Raw genomic sequence first — 17,541 nt, forward strand, 5'->3', positions numbered from 1 at the left:
CAGGGCGCGCACGATTTTGCGCAATCTGCCCCGCCTGGGGGATCGCGGACGCAGATCACGGCCACAGCCAACGTCGGGGCCGTCCGCCACAGGAGCGGTCGGACGCACCGGCAAGGAAGGACAGGCGCGTGTCAGAGCAGGCGATCCCGGCGACCCGACTCGATCGCGGGACGGTCCGGGGGTCGTGGGACGAACGGCCACCGGACGCCCCCGGAGGGCACCCGGTCCACGCTCCGCCGGCCGCCATGCCCACGGCCGGGGGACAGGCCCTCGGCGGAGCCGGGAACCAGGTCGACGTCTTCCTGTCCGGCCTGCTCTTCTTCGACATCGTCTTCGCCGGGCTCGACCGGCCGCCGACCCCCGGCACCGAGGTGTGGACGCGCGCCACCGGTTCCGGTCCCGGCGGCATCGCCAACTTCGCGGTGGCGCTGAGCCGGTTCGGTCTGCGCACGTCGCTGGCCGCGGCCTTCGGTGACGACTTCTACGGCGAGTACTGCCGGCAGGCGCTGGCCCACACCGAAGGGGTGGACCTCACCTGGTCGAGGCGTTTCCCGGGCTGGGCGACTCCGGTGACCGCGTCGCTGGCCTACGACGGCGACCGCGCCCTGGTGACGTGCGGCGACGAGCCGCCGATGAGCGCGGACGAGATGATCGGCGAACCGCCGCGCAGCCGTGCCGCGATCGTGCACATCGGACCGGAACCCACCCGGTGGCTCGACCGCGCCCGTGCCGAGGGCAGCCTGGTCTTCGCCGACGTGGGGTGGGACCCGTCGCAGGAGTGGGCGACGGCGATCCTGGACCAGGTCGCGCTGTGCCACGCCTTCATGCCCAACGAGGGCGAGGCCATGAGCTACACCCGCACCGACACCCCGTCCGCCGCCCTGGCGGAACTCGGCGACCTGGTGCCGCTCGCGGTCATCACGCGCGGCGGTGACGGCGCGTTGGGCGTGGACGCCACCACCGGCGAGACCGCGTCGGTCCCCGGCCTCCCGATCGACGTCGTGGACCCCACCGGTGCCGGTGACGTGTTCGGGGCCGGCCTGGTCACCGCCACGCTCGCCGGCTGGCCGCTCGTCGAACGACTCCGGTTCGCCAACCTCGCGGCGGCGCTTTCGGTCCAACGCGTCGGCGGCGCACCCGCGGCCCCCGGCTGGACCGGCATCTCGCGCTGGTGGCAGACCACCCGCGCCGGACACGACCTCGACCTCCGCCGCGACTACGCCTTCTTGGACCGCGTCATCCCCGACGACGTCGAGGAGCGGTCCAGCCGGACACCCCGAACCGGCGAAGTCCTCCGAACCAACGACGTCCCCTCCTGAACTGGTCCCCTCCTGAACTGACGGCCTCGCGGCCACACCGCGTCCCGATCGATCTGACGGTTTGTCGTCAGCCGGGCGCGACACCGATCACGCTCCCCCCTTGAAGGGTAGGAACAGATGGAACTGTCCCGGCGGCGAATCCTGCGGCTCGGCATGCTCGGCATGGCGGGCGCGGCACTGGGCGGCACGGCCTCCTGCTCGACCTCGGCGTCCGGCGGCTCCAGCGCCGGTGGCAACGCCCTGGACCTGTGGTACTGGGCGGACGGGCTGAGCAAGAAGGTCGTCGACGAGGCGATCACGCGCTTCACCGAGGTGGAGCTCAAGCCGCAGCAGATCGGTGGCAACTTCAAGGAGAAGCTGGTCACCACGATGTCCAGCGGTGGCGAGTTCATCCCCGACATCACCGGGATCAAGGGTGAGGACTTCGCCTCGTTCACGCCGCAGTCCGACCGGTTCCTCAACCTGCTCGACCTGGGCGCGGGCAGCATCGCCGACCAGTACCTGCCCTGGAAGTGGAAGAAGGGCATGACCAAGGACGGCAAGCTGATCGGCTTCCCGATCGACATCGGGCCGACCGCGATGTTCTACCGCAGGGACGTCTTCGCCGAGGCCGGACTGCCCTCCGAGCCCGCCGCCGTGGCCGCGCAGATGTCCACTTGGGAGGACTACTTCGCGGCGGGCGTGGAGCTGAAGAAGGCCCGCGCCGACGCGTTCATGATCTCGGAGACCTGGGCGGTGTTCAACCTGATCGTCGGGCAGGGCACGGCCCGCTACGTGGACGAGAACGAGCGCTTCATCGGCGACCAGGACCACATCCGCCGGGCCTGGGACCTGGCGACCAGCACCATCGCGCTCGGCATCAACGCCAAGAGCCAGGCCAACACGCCGGACTGGAACGCGGGCCTCACCAGCGGCTCGTTGTCCACCCTGACCGGCGCCGCCTGGGCCGCCATCGACATCAAGTCGGCCGCGGCGGGCACCGCGGGCAAGTGGGGCGTGGCGGCCGGACCGGGCGGGGCGGCCAACATCGGCGGCTCGTTCCTGGCCATCCCGAAGGAGTGCGCCAAGCCGGACGTGGCGTTCAAGATCATCAGCTGGATCCTCTCCCCGGAGAACCAGGCCCGCGGCTTCACCGACTCGGCGCTGTTCCCCTCCACCCCCGCGACGTACACGGCGCCCGCGCTGACCGCGCCCGACCCGTTCTTCGGCGGGCAGATCACCACCGAGGTCTTCGGGCCGTCCGCGGAGAAGATCCCGGTCCAGTACGAGAGCCCCAACGACCAGGCGGTCTCGGCGCCGTTCCAGACGGAGTTGACCAACGTGGAGTCCAGCGGGAAGGACCCGAACGCCGCGTGGGCCGACGCCGTCGCCGAGGCCAAGAAAATCGGCCAGCGCCTCGGGCTGAGCTGAATTGGCGACGTTGCGGGCGGCCAGGCCGGTGCGGAAACCGGCGGTGGACCCGGACACGGATGTTCGTCGTGTCCCGGGTTCCCGCCGGATCCGGTCGTACTGGCCGCAATACCTGGCGATCTCGCCGTTCTTCCTGATCTTCGCGGTGTTCGGGCTGTTCCCGGTGCTGTTCTCGCTGTACCTGGCGTTCCACCGGTGGGACGGCTTCGGCGAGATGGAGTTCGTCGGGCTTCAGCAGTTCCGCTACGTGCTGGACGACGGCACGTTCTGGCTGTCCATGCGCAACACGTTCATCATCTGGGTCATCTCGACCGTCCCGATGCTGGCCATGGCGCTGGTGATCGCCGCGATGCTGAACTCGACCAAGCGGTTCAGCGCCTTCTACCGAGTCGCCTACTTCATCCCCAACATCACCTCGCTGGTCGCGGTGGCGATCTTCTTCGGTGCCGTGTTCAGCACGAACTTCGGGCTCGTCAACGCGGTCCTGCAGGCGGTGGGCCTGCCGACGGGCCGGTGGCTCACCGACCCGCTCGGCATGAAGATCGCGGTCGCGACCGTGATGACCTGGCAGTGGACCGGCTACAACGCGATCATCTACCTCGCGGGCATGCAGACGATCCCGTCGGACGTGTACGAGGCGGCGAAGATCGACGGCGCCGGCCCCGTGCAAACCTTCTTCCGCATCACGATCCCCATGCTGCGCCCGATCATCCTGTTCACGGTGATCGTCTCGACCGTGAGCGGGTTGCAGAGCTTCACCGAACCCCAGGTCCTGTTCGGCACCAACACCACGCTGAACCCCAACACCGGCGGCCCCGGTCAGGGCGCCCTGACCATGGTCCTCTACTTCTACCACCAGGCCTTCGACAACCGCGACTTCGGCTACGGCGCCGCGATCGCCTGGGTGGTCTTCGCGGTCATCGCGCTCTTCGCGGCCATCAACTGGCGCCTCGTCCAACGGCGTGAGAAATGAGAGGGGCGGCCGTGCGTACCAGGCCCATCGTGGGAGCCAAGCGGCCCCGGGGACTCCTGCGCCACCTGTTCCTGCTCGCCGGCGTGGTCGTCTCGCTGTTCCCGTTCTACTGGATGATCGTGATGGCGACCAACACGACCAGCGCGATCTACCGGTACCCGCCGACGCTGACCATCGGCTCCGAACTGTGGACGAACATCGCGCACGTGTTCGAGAAGATCCCGTTCTTCGCCGCGATGGGCAACACCATCGTGGTCGCGGTCTCCACCACCGTGTTGGTGCTCTTCTTCGACTCGCTGGCGGCGTTCACCTTCGCCAAGTTCGAGTTCCCCGGCCGCCGCGCGCTGTTCGGCCTGCTGATCGCCATGTTCATGCTGCCGGCGCAGCTCTCGCTGATCCCGCAGTTCCTGGTGATGGTGCAGTTCGGGTGGGCGGGGCAGTTGCAGGCGTTGATCGTGCCGGCGGCGGCCAACGCCTTCGGCATCTTCTGGATGCGCCAGTACATCACCGGAGCGGTGCCGGACGAACTGCTCGACGCCGCCCGTCTCGACGGGTGCGGCTTCTTCCGCCAGTACTGGCACGTCGCGCTGCCGGTAATCCGACCGGGACTCGCGTTCCTGGGCATCTACACGTTCATCATGGCGTGGAACGATTACGTATGGCCACTGATCGTGCTGGTCGACCCGGACCGACTCACCCTCCAGGTTGCACTGTCCCAGCTCAACAGGTCCTACGGCCAGGACTACAGCATGATCATGGCGGGTGCGCTGCTCTCGGTGCTGCCGCTGGTGATCATGTTCACGGTGTTCGCCCGTGGTTTCATCGCCGACGCGGTCAAGGGAGCGGTGCGTGGCTGACGTGTCGGACGAAAGGGTGCCCTGGATGAGCGCGTTACCGTATTACGAGCAGCCCACACCCGGCGCGCGCCGCTGCCGGCCGCGTGCGGCGTTCGGCTCGGACGCGGCGTCGCTGTCATTGGACGGGGACTGGAAGTTCCGCCTGCTGCCGCGGGCGGACGTGGCCGACGGCTTCGAGAAGGCCGCCTTCGACGACACGTCGTGGACGGAACTGCCGGTGCCGTCGTCCTGGCCCATGCACGGGCACGGCCTCCCGGCGTACACCAACGACAGGTTCCCCTTCCCGGTCGACCCGCCGCGCGTGCCGACCGAGAACCCGACCGGCGACCACCGCCGCGAGTTCGACCTGCCCCCCGACTGGCCGGACGGGCCCACGTCGTTGCGCTTCGAGGGCGTGGACTCCTGTTTCAAGGTCTGGCTGAACGACCAGCCGCTCGGCCACGGCAAGGGCAGCCGGCTGCCGACCGAGTTCGAGGTCGGCAACCGCCTGCGGCCCGGCCGCAACGTGCTGGTCGTGCGGGTGCACCAGTGGTCGTCCGGCAGCTACCTGGAGGACCAGGACATGTGGTGGCTGCCCGGGATCTTCCGGGAGGTCACCCTGCTCGCCCGACCGGTGGACGGGGTGCGGGACTTCTTCGTGCACGCCGACTACGACCACACCACCGGCCGGGGCGCGCTCCGCGTCGAGACCGATGCCGCTGATGCCTGGCTGACGGTGCCCGAACTGGCGATCGACGGTCCGGCGACGCACGAGCACACCGCGGACGTCGAGCCGTGGAGCGCGGAATCACCCCGTCTTTACGACGGCGTGCTGGCCACCCCGGGCGAACGCGTGCCGCTGCGCATCGGTTTCCGCACCGTGTCCATTGCGGACGACCAATTGCGGGTGAACGGCCGGCCGATCCTGTTGCGCGGCGTGAACCGGCACGAGTTCCACCCGGATCTCGGCCGGGTCGTGCCGGTCGAGGCGATGCGGACCGACCTGGAGTTGATGAAGCGGCACAACGTGAACGCGGTTCGCACCAGCCACTACCCGCCGCACCCCGCCTTCCTCGACCTGTGCGACGAGCTGGGACTTTGGGTCGTCGACGAATGCGATGTGGAGACGCACGGGTTCGGCGAAGTGGACTGGCGGGCCAACCCCAGTGACGACCTCCAGTGGCGGGGCGCCTTCCTGGACCGGATGCGGCGGATGGTGGAACGGGACAAGAACCACCCGAGCATCATCATGTGGTCGCTGGGCAACGAGAGCCACACCGGCCGGAACCTGGCCGCCATGGCGGACTGGGCGCGCGAGCGGGACCCGGGTCGGCCCATCCACTACGAAGGCGACCAGACGTGCCGGTACGTCGACGTGTTCAGCCGGATGTACGCCTCGCACGCTGAGGTGGAGGCCATCGGGATGCGCGCCGAACCGCCGCACTCCGACGCGGCGGACGACCCGGAGCTGGACGCCAGGCGGCGTTCGATGCCGTTCATCCTGTGCGAGTACGGGCACGCGATGGGCAACGGGCCGGGCGGCCTGGCCGAGTACCAGGCGTTGTTCGAGGCCTATCCGCGGTGCCAGGGCGGGTTCATCTGGGAGTGGCAGGACCACGGCATCCGGCAGCGCACCGCGGACGGGCGGGAGTTCTTCGCCTACGGCGGCGATTTCGGTGAGGAGCTGCATGACGGCAACTTCGTCATCGACGGTCTCGTGTTCCCCGATCGGGTGCCGTCGCCCGGACTGATCGAGTTCGGCAAGGTGATCGAGCCGGTCCGGATCGTCCCGGCAGTAGATGCGGACACGGCTGCGGTGACGGCTGCGGTGACGATCGCCAACCGGCACGACTTCGTCGACACCTCGCACCTGGCGTTCTCCTGGCTGCTCCAGCACGACGGCGTCACCGTCGCGTCGGATGGGCTGGACGTGCCCCCGATCGCGGCCGGTGAGACCGTCCGGGTCGCGCTGCCCGAGTCGAGCCGACGTGCGTCGGACACCGGTGAGCTGTGGCTGACGGTGCGCGCCGTGCTCGCCGCCGATCAGCCTTGGGCGCCGGCCGGGCACGAAGTCGCCTGGGGACAGGTGCAGGTGGCGCGCGCGACCCCCGCTGCGGTGGTGGGCGGTCCTGTTGACGTCACCCGCCGCACCCTCGGTTCGGGCACGTTCGACGCGGACGGCCGACTGACCTCGTTGGGCGGGCTCGACGTCGTCGGCCCACGTCTGGACGTGTGGCGCGCGCTGACGGACAACGATCTCCGGGGCGCGGGCTTCAGCGATCGGCCGTTGGGTGATGTCTGGCGTGAGATCGGCCTGCACCGGATGTCGCACCGCATCGACGACGTGAGCTTCGTGGGCACCGAGCTCGTCGTGCGCACGCGGGTAGCGCCGGCGGCCACCGACCTCGGCATCACCACGACGTACCGGTGGGCCGCGGAGGGCGACGGGGTGCGGCTGACCGTGGAGGCGGTCCCCGAGGGCCGGTGGCCCTGCCCGCTGCCGCGGTTGGGCCTGCGGATGGCCGTGCCCGCCGAGCTGGACCGCGTCACGTGGTTCGGCCTCGGTCCCGGTGAGGCGTACGCCGACACCCGACTGGCGGCGAGGGTCGGCAGGTTCCACCACGACGTAGACCAGCTGCAAACCCCCTACATCTTCCCCCAGGAAAACGGCAACCGCGCCGAAGTCCGCTGGGCGACCCTCCTGGACGCCGCCGGCACCGGACTGCGGTTCACCGGCAGCCCCACGTTCGACTTCACCGCCCGCCGCTGGACCAGCGAAGCCCTCGACACCGCAAGGCACACCACCGACCTGGTGCCGGACAACCGAATCCACGTCAACCTCGACCACGCCCAACAGGGCATCGGCAGCGCCGCGTGCGGCCCCGGCGTACTCCCCCAATACCAACTCGACGCCAAACCCGTCACCTTCACCGTGACGCTTCACCCGGTCGGGTCACCAACGGCGTGATGGGCGATCGTCGGTGCCACCGCGCTCGTACGGCGGCACCGACGATCGGTAGCGGGCGTCCGGGCCGTCACCAGCCCAGGTAGACGCCGTTCAGCCAGTCCGGGGGCTCCAGCTTGAAGCCGTCCTGGAGGACCTTCTCCGCGGTGGTCAGTGCGCCCTCGACCCAGCCTTGGACGCCCGAGTACGCCTCACCCGCGATGTAGAGGTTGGCCTCCGGTAGCGGGCGGCGTACGGCGGGCATGACTTCCTGGGGGTTGGCCTGCGGTTCCCAGAAGTTCCAGCCGCCGCCGAACGGGTCGAGGCTCCAGTCGGCATAGGCGCCGAACAGCGGCTGCGGCACCTGCTCGACCGGGATTCCGTGCAGCCTCGCGAGCTGCCGCCGGGCGTGGTCGATCATCGCCTCCGGGGCCTCGTGCAGGACCGGTGGCGGGTCGAACGGCGGGGCCTCCGCCGAGTCGAGGGCGAGCCCGGTGAAGCCGGCGAACACCTGGGCCATCTTGGCAGCCATCCCAGCGTCGTTCCTGGCCACCTCGCTGTCGGGCTGTTCGAGGCCTCGCCAGAAGTCGACCGCGGTCGAGTCGTCGTAGGAGGCCATCACCAGGCCGTACTCCGGACACGTGCCCTGTTCGCATGCGTCGGGCCGCAGGTAGTAGGTCTGCCGGATCGGCATGTCGGTGACCGAGCGGCCGTGCTCGATCCGCACGCCGTTGAAACCGTACTGCTCCCACCAGCGCTGTTCGTGCAGCAGGAACAGCTTGAACGCCGGGTACGGCCGCACCGACGACACGAGTGCGCGCAGCCGCTCGTCGGTGTGCAGGTCGAAGCTCTCGCTGGGGTCCAGCAGTTCCAGCGAACGGCGCGGCAGGCAGAGCACCACGTTGCGGGCGTGCACGTCGCCGGCCGGGCCGCACTTGAGCAGCACCGAGCCGTCGGACTGCGCCTCGAAGCCCCGCACCGGGGTGTCCGTGCGAATATCGCCGTCCAGGCCGCGGACCTTCTCCGCGAGCGTGCGCGGGATCTGGTCGAAGCCCTTGGCCAGGGTCTCGTACGCGGGGTCGGTGGTGAAGTCCAGCGACAGGGCCTGGAACGCCTCGGCCGCGTTCCAGTTCAGCGAGGTCGTGTAGTACCCGAAGGCGTCCACGATGTACCGGTACGCCTCGGGTGACAGCTTGTCGTACAGCAGGTTCCAGTAGCCCACCGTCCACAGCGGACGGCCGCGGTAAGTGAGCTTCGGCTTGAGCTCGTCCCAGCCCTTGCGGGTCGTGGGCACCTCGGTCACGCCGTTGTCCTTCAGCACCGCCTCGATCACGCCGTTCACCAGGTCGGCGGGCGACTTGTCCCGCTCGCCGTCCTCCAGCGCGTAGCGGCTGGACGCGCATTCGATGTCGCCCGCGGCGCAGCGGTTGCCGCGCAGGCTCCAGATCAGGCCCGGACCGGTGGTGTAGAAGGGAATCCGCTGGGCGGTCAGGCCGATCCGGTTGATCACCGCGGTGACCATCTCCTGCTGCGGGAAGAACCGCATACCGCCGAGTTCGGCGCGCAGGCCCGCGTTCTCGCCCGCCGGGTTCCAGGTCAGCAGTCGGCCCCCGATCCGGTCGGACGCTTCGAGTACGACCACCGTCCTGGTGGGGTCGTCGTCCAGCAGCCGCCACGCGGTGTACAGGCCGGAGACCCCTCCGCCGACGATGGCGTAGTCCACTGATTCGGTCATGGGTGCGCTCCTCGTTGCGGGGGGTCAGGGCACGACGACGACTTCGTCGAACCAGGTCCGGGCTTCGCGCGGCGGCAGGTCGGCGGTGGTCGCCACTTCGATGACGTACGACCGGGGCCGGCTGCCGCGCACCTGCTCCAGCCCTCTGGTCAGCGCGGCTTCGAGCTGGTCGGCGGCGGTGACGTGCTCGCCGTCGATCCCGTACCCGGCTGCCAGCTGCACGAAGTCGAGGTCCGGTGGCGGCGGGAGCCGGAGGTAGCCGGCGTTTCCGGTCGGGTACCAGCCGTACGAGTCGCCGATCTCGTCGAGGCCGATGAGCAGCGTCTTGTACGCCTGGTTGTTCAGCACCACGAACAGGATCGCCAGGTCCAGCTTGTCCGCGGTCCACCAGCACTGCGGGTAGAACAGCGCGGACCCGTCGCCGACGACGTTGACGACGGTGCGGTCGCCGTCCGCGAGCGCGGTGCCCAGGGCGGCCGGCATCGAGTAGCCGAGCGATCCGCCCTGGCCGACGAAGTAGCCGGTCGGCCGGTCGAACCGCAGGTGCTTCTGGAAGGCCCCGGAGTCCGACACGGCCTCGTTGACCAGGGTGAGGTTGGGTGCGAGGCCCTTGTCCTGCACCTTCCGCAGCGCCACCGCGACCGCTTCGCCGGGTATCCGGCCGTCCGTGCTCCGGGACGCGGCCTCGGTGACGGCGAGGGCGCGCTGCTCCCGTTCCCGCCGCCGGGTGTCGTCGGCCTCGGCGCGGGCATCGTCGAGGGTCGGTGGCTCGGGCATCAGGGCGGTGATCCGCGGCAGGGTGGCCTTGATGTCGCCGAGGATCGCGGCCTCGCCGTAGAAGTTCTTGCCCAGCTGCCACGGGTCGTTGTGCAGGTAGACCAGTGGCACGCCCGGTGGGATGAGCTGGCCGCGCGCCCAGTTGAACACCACGAGCTGGGCCTGGGCGTTGAACCCGCACAGGAACGCCACGCCGCAACCCTCGAACACCTCCCGCATGCGGTCCTGGAACGGGGGCAGCTCACCCTTCCAGCGCTCGTCGGCGTTGTTGTAGTTCATGAAGCTGCTCAACGGTTCGCTGTAGATGCGCGGGTTGACGAGCTTGTCCGCCAACGCGGACACCTCGGCCCACGCGTCGGCCGCGCCCACCCCGTCACCGACGATGATCACCGGGTTGGGCGCGCCGGAGAGGAGCCGAGCGGCCTTCTCCACCTCGGCCGGGTCGCCGATGAAACCGGGCGCGATGCGCGTGACCCGGCCCTCGCCCTCGTCCCGGGCGGGTTGGATGGTGAACTCCCACGGGATCGACAGGAACACCGGCCCCTGCGGCGGCGCGAGGGCGACCTTGAGCGCGCGTTGCATCGCCGGGCCGATCTCGTCGGGGCCGCGCACCTCGTAGGACCACTTGGTGTACTGCTCGGCGGTGCGGACCAGGTCGGAGGCCAGCAGCGGCTCCTGGATCAGCAGCTCGCTGTGCTGCTGGCCGCACAGCACCACCACGGGGATGTGCGATTTGGAGGCGTTGTAAAGGTTGCCGATCGCGTGCCCGGCGCCGGGCGTGACGTGCAGCTCGACCACACCGGGTTTGCCGGTGAGCCGGGCATAGCCCATGGCCGCGCCGAGCGCGATGTTCTCGTGCAGGCACGGCACGTACGAGACCAGGTTGGACGTCACGTCGGTGCCGTCGATGATCGGCACCTCGTTCGTGCCCGGCACGCCGAACATCTGGTCCACACCAGCGTTGCGCAGGTAGTCGAAGATGACGTCACGACCCAGTCCGGCCGCTGCCACCGTCTCCACATCCTGTTGTTGGGGCAACTTCGTGGTCGTCACGACGGTCCTCTCTCGGTATTCGCGGTGTTCGCGGTGACGCGCTGTTCGCGCTGTTCGGCTAGGACTCGACCGCGCCCAGCACGGTGCGCAGCGCGGTGATGGACGGCGCGAAGAAGTAGCCGCCGCCGGTGGGTGGGTGGCGCGGACAGCGGCACGGTGGTGCCGTCGGCGCGCACGACGGCCGCCGAGCGGGCCCGGTGTTCGCCCGGTTGGCCGTTCTGGCCGATCAGCAGGTGCTGCTCGTGGTACTGGATGATTTCGTCGAACCAGCCGGACACCGTGGTGTTCCACTGCGCGCGCTGGTCGGCGATGTGGTCGAAGTCGGTCATGTTCCCGGGCGGGTCGAACCGCCGTCCATCGGTCATGTCACACCCCTCTCGATCGGCTCGTCCGGCACCGATTCCGACGTCGGCGGCACAGTGGAAGCCGTTTCCGGGCGCGGGTCATCGACGGCTCCTGTCGTGATCGACCGAAAGCGTCGTGCATAATCCGGAGAAAGGCGCGCAGCGCGCTGATGGAGCGCGATCACATTGCGCGGCAGTTCTTCAGCAGCACCATTTCCGATTCGACGCCCCGCGTTTTCCATCGTGGCCACGCCGGAGCGCACTGACAAGGAAGCCGGCGATTAACCACCGAATAGTGGTGGCGAGCCACCCATAATCGCGGTGGCCGCTACGAGGAGCAGCGCTTCCCCGACGACGCCGCCACCTCCCGTCACCTCCGGGAGTGACACGTGCTCCCGCCCATACGGCAGTGGCACGCCTGGTCAGGGTTCAACAGGCCTCGTCGTTCACGGGCAGGACTACGGCGTGATGATCCGTACCGCGTCGGCGACGACGTATCCGTCGGCCGCGTCGGAGAGGGTGACGGTGGCGGTCTGGCCGGCGGTGAGCCAGAAGGAGCCCAACACGACCCATTGACCGCCGCGGTTGCGTTGGTCGACGCGGACGGTGGTGGAGCCGTTGGCGTGGTTCACGACGTACGGCGCATTCGACGCGCGATTGGTGTGCGCCGTGTACCAGACGGCCACCTGGTACATGCCGCTCGTCGGCACGTCCGGTCGCCAACGCGCTACCGCGCTGCCGGTGCCCGCCGGGTGAGTGCGGTAGTTGTGCCCGTAGTAGCCGTCGACTCCGGTCGCCGGGTTCCACTCCCCCGACACCACCTCATAGCCGGCCGCGTCGTTGTCCGTGACGGCACCCCGGTGGGCGAGGCGGATCGCATCGGCGACGACCAGGCCGTCGGCGGCGTCCGAGAGTTCGATCGTGCCCCCACCACCACCGGAGAACGCGAACTCGCCGAGCCGCACCCATCGTCCCCCGCCGGACCGCTGATCCACCCTGGTCGTCACCTGACCCTCAGCGTGGCGGATCGTGAAGGAGGCGTTGGACGCCTGGTTCGCGGCCGCCCGGTACCAGACCGAGACCTCGTACACGCCGCTCATCGGCACATCGGGCCGGAACCGGGCTTGGGCGCTGCCGGTCCCGGCAGGATGTGTGTGGTGGCTTTGGCCGTAGTAGCCCGTGACGCCCGTGACGCGTGTCCAGGAGCCGGAAACCGCCTCGAAGCTCGCGATGGAGTCGTTGTCCGCCACCACGCTCGGCGCGTCGGCCGGGTGCCCACCGGAGGTCAACGTCAGCTGGTCGGCGGCGATGACGCTGCCGCCGCCGCGTCCCCGGTCCGCCAGGGTGAACCGGATCGAGTGCCGCCCACCGGTCAGCGGGATCGTGCCCAGCCGGTAGACCTGGTAGCCCTCGCCGACCGTCATCGTCGGATCGAGCAGGCCTTGGGTCAGGTTCGTGCCGTCGACGCTCACCCGCACCCGTCCCCGGTCGGCACGGCGGTGCAGCCGCACGGCCACCTCGTACTCGCCCGCCTGCGTGACGTCGAACGGGACGTCGACGTGGTCCCCCACAGCGGGAGCCGGGTAGCGCAGCGCCTTGCCGCCACGGGCGTTGGCGTCGGACACGATCGGCACCGACGCCCCCGTGCCGGTACGGGCTTCTGCGGTGGCCAGTTCGTACTCGTGCTGGGAGAGCCCGGGACCGGCGGCGAAGCTGTCCCGTCCCCTGGTCAACCACTCCAGATCGAACCGGGCGATCGCGATCCGCTCGGGGAAGCTCGGCACGTCACCGTCCCGGCCGTAGGCCAGCAGGATCGTGCCGTCGGACAACCGGGCGAGGTCGGAGTAGTAGGACGCGCCGGGGTTGACCACCCTGCTGTACCGGTAGCTCGCGCCGTCGTCGTAGGAGATCGAGACGGTCATGTTCTCCCGGTCCGACGAATCCGGCCGGCTGAACAGCAGCCGGTCGACCGGGCCGCGGCTGTACTGGAGCATGCCCGCGTCGACCGAGACGAACTGCCCGGTGGAGCCGTCGACCACCGGTGCCGACCAGGTCTGGCCGCCGTCGAGGCTGCTCGTGGTGATGCGGTAGCGGGTACCGCCCGCGCCCCACCTGCCGTTGATCACGACCGCTCCGTCGCGGCGTTCGTACGCGCGGCTTTCGTTGATCGGGTAGCCGACGGCGAGCGGCGCCGGAGCACTTCGCCGCCACGACCCGGGTGCGCCGTGGGCGTCGCTGTAGACCGCGTCGATGCCGTAGTTCGGGTCGGGATCGGGCGCGCGGTGGTTGAGGGGCATCAGCAGCCGGCCGTTGCGCAACTGGATTCCGTGGCCGGGGGTGGGGCTGTTGCGGGTCCACCCGTGCGGGTTCGAGGCGAACAACGGGGTCAGGTCCTCGGCGGCGGTCCAACTGGCCCCGGCGTCGTCGCTCCGCTTGACGAAGAGCGATCCGTTGGAGCCCTTGTAGAACAGGCACACCCGGCCCGTCTGCTCGTCCACCACGGGTGTGGCGTTGCCCCAGCTGTGCGCCGGGTCGGACGGCACCACGGGTGCACTGGGCGACCAGGTGCGCCCGCCGTCCACGCTGCGGCGGACGAGCAGGTCCTTCGGTCCGGCGTCGGAGACGGCGAACCGGCCCTCGGTGAACGTGAGCACGACGTCGTCGGGCAGCGGCTGGCCATCCCCGGCCGGTGGCACGGTCCCCTTGGGGATCACCGCCAGACCCTGCACGTGGAAGTTGGCGTACGCGTCGTCGTCGGTCGAGTCCCACAGCTCGGATTCGGCGAACGAACCGACATCGGCAGCGGCCTGGACCGAACCCCCGGCCGGTGCCGCTTCCGCTTCCCGCACCGCCGTGGTCGGCGCGGCCAGGAGCAGCGCGACGATCAAGCACATCGCCGGCGTCCGCAGGGGAATTCCCGGTGAACTTCGGCGATACATCGCGCACCCCTTCACGGAAAACCGTCACCGCATCCGTCCACAGAGGATGGACGCGGACCCGTGACGATCTTACGCAAGCGAACGGCTCGTAACCGGGCACCGGCCAGGTGGTCAGCCGACGGACGCCTCGGCGGACAGGTCGACGTAGACCGGGTAGCCGGGGTTGCGGGCGGTCACGAGGGCGTCGTAGGCGTCGGTGTCGGCGGCGCTGTAGTTCTCGCCTTCGTCCTCGGCCAACAAACCGGCCTCCAGCGCCTCGACGTAGGTGCCCAGCCAGGCTTCGAAGGACGCGTTGGTGATCGGGCGGACGGAGTCGTCGTGCCGGAACTCCACAACCTGACCCGGCTGCCCGCCGATCGCCGCGCCGAGGTCGACGCAGACGTTGTCGCCCCCGGCGCCCGCCAGGAACGGCACCCAGTCCGGGCACCACCAGTTCGCCAGGTCGAACTCGCCACCGGCCGCCATCCCGGTCATGTCGTCCATGGTCTGCCGGATCCGCTGGACCGACATGTAGGTCCGGTTGTCCAGGAAAGCCTCGTCGTCGTTGCCGTTGCGCCACGCGAGCATCTCTCGCAACAGCGGCGGCACCGATTCGCCGATGAGGTGGTCGATCGTCTCCAGGGATGCACCGGGGGCGAGTCCGGCGTAGTAGTCGGCGCGGTTCTCGCGAATCCAACGGTCCAACCTGGCGACGAGCGGGTGCATGGTGAACCCTTCGATCTGATGATCAACGCACGAACTCGGCTTGATCAGGTCGGAGGCAATCACATCATGATCCGGCGAGTCGCCTCCCGGGCCCTCGCGGGTCTGACGCCTGATCGCGCCGGCCCGATCCCGACGACGGCCGGCGGCAGCTGATCTCGCTGAGCCCGGCCGGCCGCGCGGTGTTCGAGGACACCCGGCGCGTGGGCGAGGAGTGGCTGACCCGCGCGATGCAGGAGCACTACTCCGAGGCCGAACAGCAGACCCCGATCGAGGCGATCGCCCTGCTGGAACGGGTGACCGAGCCCTGACCCAGTTCTGACCCGGGTCCGCCACGGCGGGCCCGTCACCGTCGTCGACCCGGAACTGACCGGCGAGGGGCTGGTATCGGCGCTCGTCGGGTATCTCGTCATACAGGTCGTGACGACCGGACTATCACGCAGGGTGAAGAAAGGTTTGTAGATCGTTGCCGATAGCGTGGTCCGGGACCGTCTCGCTGACGATCTGTGACATAGGCCCGGAATAGCACATCGGCATGTCGTCACGGTTGCGGTCTAGGCCGAACGGCCGCACGATGGGGGACAATGACTGCGGTGATTGACGACGAACGTGTGATGCGATGAGGGGCATGCGGAAGTTCGGCATGCCCGCGCGACTACTCTCCGTAGGAATAGGCGCGGTGCTCGTCGCGGTGTTGTACGGCGTGAGCGTGGATGGCACGGCCTTGACCTCGGCCGCACCCCCGCCGGGCGCTTCCGGCCCGGAATCGTCGGGGTCCGGGTCGTCCGTTCCCGAGTCCTCCGTTCCCGGATCTTCCGTCACGGAGTCGGCGGCGCCCGCCCCGCCGGTGGACGCCTGTGCGGGCACGATCGCCGCACTGCCGCCGCGGGCGAGGCTCGCCCAGCTGCTCATGGTCGGGGTCAACCCGCGCGGGCCCGACGAGGCGTTGGGGCTCGTGCAGGGCGAGCAGGCGGGCGGCATCTTCATCGGCGGGGACGACGTCGGGCTGCTGTCCGGTGGGGCGTTGGAGCAGGTGCGCGCCGCCGCGGCCGTGCCGCTGACCGTCGCGGTCGACGACGAGGGCGGGCGCGTCCAGCGGATCGAGGCACTGGACGGTGACATGCCGAGCGCGCGGGAGATGGCCCAGGGCATGTCACCTGACCAGGTGCGGGCGGTGGCTCGGGAACGCGGTGAGGCGATGCGGGCCAGGGGTGTGACCACCGACCTCGCGCCGGTCGTCGACACCGCCAACGGCCCGGACCGCACGGTGATCGGCGACCGGTCGTTCAGCGCCGACCCGCAGGTGGCCGCCGCCTACGCGGTCGCGTTCGCGCAGGGCCTGCACGACGCGGGGGTGACCCCGGTGATCAAGCACTTCCCCGGCCACGGCAACACCACCGGCGACTCCCACCTGGGCGCGGTGCGGTCACCGTCGCTGGCGGAGTTGCGCGGCAACGATCTTGTGCCGTACCAGGACATCGCGCGGTATGGCGAGGCAGTGGTCATGCTGGGCCACATCGACGTTCCGGGGCTGACCGAAGGGCAGCCGGCCAGCCTCAGCCCGGCGGCGTACTCCCTGTTGCGCGACGAGTACGCGTTCGACGGCCCCGCGATGACCGACGACCTGGGCGCGATGCGGGCCGTGACCGACCGGTTCGCCCTGCCCGACGCCGTGGTCGTCGCCCTGAAGGCCGGGGCCGATATCGCACTGTGGACCTCGGGCGGCCGACTGACCGAGGTGCTCGACCGCCTGGAGAGCGCCGTGGCGACCGGCGAACTCCCCGCCGCACGGGTCGACCAGGCCCTGCGCAGAGTGCTCGCCGCCAAGGACGCCTGCTGACCGCCTGCTCTCCCGGCACCCGGCCCGGTCATGGGGGCGAGTCCGGTCAAGAGGTCCCGCGGGCCCGACGCCGGTCGGACGTCTAGTCCGGGTGCAGCCGACGGGAGCCTTCCACGAAGTGGACGTCCGGGTCGTCCGCCGCCGCCGCGAGGGCGGACTCGGCGGCCTCGGCGGTGAACAGGGTGTCGTCGATCCTCTTGCGCACAGTGAAGCCCGGCGGCACGTAACCGGGCTTCCGCACCTTGACGATCACCCGCCGCGGCGCGGAAGCCCGTTGCGGCTCACCCGCGGGTTCGAACCGCAGTGGTTGACGCCATGCTCGTCCCGGACTTGGACGCCACGCCGGCCGTGGTCCGCGAGTCGGCCGCGAGGACACCTTCGCGATGACCGCGACCCTCCCGCCCGTCGCGTCGGCCGCTTCGGCCGTGCCATGCCGCCTGCCGGCGAGGACGTGCTGGAGCCGGGGGTCCATCGCGACGGGGTTGTCGTCCTCGGAACCCGCGATGTCGAAGGAGTAGCGGGGATCAGGCATGTTCCACCTCCAGGGGGGAGCGTCTTACCCCTGGAGGTCGATGCCCGGGTGAAACGGTCAGCCCGAATGGCAACACACGGACAGGTGACCCACCTCAAGTGCCCGGGCGGCTACACGGGGTTGCTGTTCACAAACGT

The 17,541-nt window shown here is 69.8% G+C and carries 12 protein-coding genes; 6 read left to right on the forward strand and 6 right to left on the reverse strand.

Annotation, left to right across the window (positions count from 1 at the left end):
* Window positions 1-128 precede the first annotated feature (128 nt).
* The 5 genes from ALI22I_RS30535 (at window position 129) to ALI22I_RS30555 (ending at window position 7,506) form a co-directional block, all read left to right on the forward strand.
* Window positions 129-1,319, forward strand: coding sequence for a carbohydrate kinase family protein (locus ALI22I_RS30535; RefSeq protein WP_077008979.1), 1,191 nt, complete (start codon window positions 129-131; stop codon window positions 1,317-1,319).
* Window positions 1,320-1,436: 117 nt separating this feature from the next.
* Entirely contained in the window at window positions 1,437-2,729 is a 1,293-nt protein-coding gene (locus ALI22I_RS30540; protein WP_077008980.1) for an ABC transporter substrate-binding protein, read from the forward strand.
* A gap of 1 nt (window position 2,730) precedes the next feature.
* Window positions 2,731-3,702, forward strand: coding sequence for a carbohydrate ABC transporter permease (locus tag ALI22I_RS30545; RefSeq protein ID WP_077008981.1), 972 nt, complete (start codon window positions 2,731-2,733; stop codon window positions 3,700-3,702).
* Between the two features lie 29 nt (window positions 3,703-3,731).
* A complete protein-coding gene (locus tag ALI22I_RS30550) occupies window positions 3,732-4,559 on the forward strand; it encodes a carbohydrate ABC transporter permease (protein ID WP_202971105.1) in 828 nt (275 codons plus the stop codon).
* 25 nt (window positions 4,560-4,584) lie between these two features.
* Entirely contained in the window at window positions 4,585-7,506 is a 2,922-nt protein-coding gene (locus ALI22I_RS30555; protein ID WP_077009329.1) for a glycoside hydrolase family 2 TIM barrel-domain containing protein, read from the forward strand.
* A gap of 67 nt (window positions 7,507-7,573) precedes the next feature.
* Here ALI22I_RS30555 and ALI22I_RS30560 read toward each other — a convergent pair whose 3' ends face one another.
* From ALI22I_RS30560 to ALI22I_RS30580, 5 genes are all read right to left on the reverse strand, one after another.
* Entirely contained in the window at window positions 7,574-9,217 is a 1,644-nt protein-coding gene (locus ALI22I_RS30560; RefSeq protein ID WP_077008983.1) for a flavin monoamine oxidase family protein, read from the reverse strand.
* A gap of 24 nt (window positions 9,218-9,241) precedes the next feature.
* Window positions 9,242-11,047, reverse strand: coding sequence for a thiamine pyrophosphate-binding protein (locus ALI22I_RS30565; RefSeq protein ID WP_143532514.1), 1,806 nt, complete (start codon window positions 11,045-11,047; stop codon window positions 9,242-9,244).
* Window positions 11,044-11,412, reverse strand: a complete 369-nt coding sequence (locus ALI22I_RS49740; RefSeq protein ID WP_077008984.1) for a hypothetical protein — start codon at window positions 11,410-11,412, stop codon at window positions 11,044-11,046. The genes ALI22I_RS30565 and ALI22I_RS49740 overlap by 4 nt, the downstream gene beginning before the upstream one ends.
* Before the next feature lie 437 nt (window positions 11,413-11,849).
* Complete coding sequence (locus tag ALI22I_RS30575; protein WP_077008985.1) at window positions 11,850-14,285, reverse strand: golvesin C-terminal-like domain-containing protein; 2,436 nt, start codon at window positions 14,283-14,285, stop codon at window positions 11,850-11,852.
* A 156-nt stretch (window positions 14,286-14,441) separates the two neighbouring features.
* Window positions 14,442-15,035, reverse strand: a complete 594-nt coding sequence (locus ALI22I_RS30580) for an SMI1/KNR4 family protein (protein WP_077009331.1) — start codon at window positions 15,033-15,035, stop codon at window positions 14,442-14,444.
* 616 nt (window positions 15,036-15,651) lie between these two features.
* Here ALI22I_RS30580 and ALI22I_RS30585 point away from each other — a divergent pair.
* A complete protein-coding gene (locus ALI22I_RS30585) occupies window positions 15,652-16,872 on the forward strand; it encodes a glycoside hydrolase family 3 N-terminal domain-containing protein (RefSeq protein WP_238598656.1) in 1,221 nt (406 codons plus the stop codon).
* A gap of 82 nt (window positions 16,873-16,954) precedes the next feature.
* Here ALI22I_RS30585 and ALI22I_RS30590 read toward each other — a convergent pair whose 3' ends face one another.
* A complete protein-coding gene (locus tag ALI22I_RS30590) occupies window positions 16,955-17,404 on the reverse strand; it encodes a hypothetical protein (RefSeq protein WP_077008987.1) in 450 nt (149 codons plus the stop codon).
* Between the last annotated feature and the right edge of the window lie 137 nt (window positions 17,405-17,541).

This window comes from Saccharothrix sp. ALI-22-I (assembly GCF_001984175.1).
Lineage (GTDB): Bacteria > Actinomycetota > Actinomycetes > Mycobacteriales > Pseudonocardiaceae > Actinosynnema.

Bases quoted from the DNA above. Each gene is read 5' to 3' on its own strand.
- ALI22I_RS30540 (WP_077008980.1), top strand. From the start codon at position 1,437: ATGGAACTGTCCCGGCGGCGAATCCTGCGGCTCGGCATGCTCGGCATG.
- ALI22I_RS30555 (WP_077009329.1), top strand. From the start codon at position 4,585: ATGAGCGCGTTACCGTATTACGAGCAGCCCACACCCGGCGCGCGCCGC.
- ALI22I_RS30560 (WP_077008983.1), bottom strand. From the start codon at position 9,217: ATGACCGAATCAGTGGACTACGCCATCGTCGGCGGAGGGGTCTCCGGC.
- ALI22I_RS49740 (WP_077008984.1), bottom strand. From the start codon at position 11,412: ATGACCGATGGACGGCGGTTCGACCCGCCCGGGAACATGACCGACTTC.
- ALI22I_RS30575 (WP_077008985.1), bottom strand. From the start codon at position 14,285: ATGTGCTTGATCGTCGCGCTGCTCCTGGCCGCGCCGACCACGGCGGTG.
- ALI22I_RS30580 (WP_077009331.1), bottom strand. From the start codon at position 15,035: ATGCACCCGCTCGTCGCCAGGTTGGACCGTTGGATTCGCGAGAACCGC.
- ALI22I_RS30585 (WP_238598656.1), top strand. From the start codon at position 15,652: ATGAGGGGCATGCGGAAGTTCGGCATGCCCGCGCGACTACTCTCCGTA.
- ALI22I_RS30590 (WP_077008987.1), bottom strand. From the start codon at position 17,404: ATGCCTGATCCCCGCTACTCCTTCGACATCGCGGGTTCCGAGGACGAC.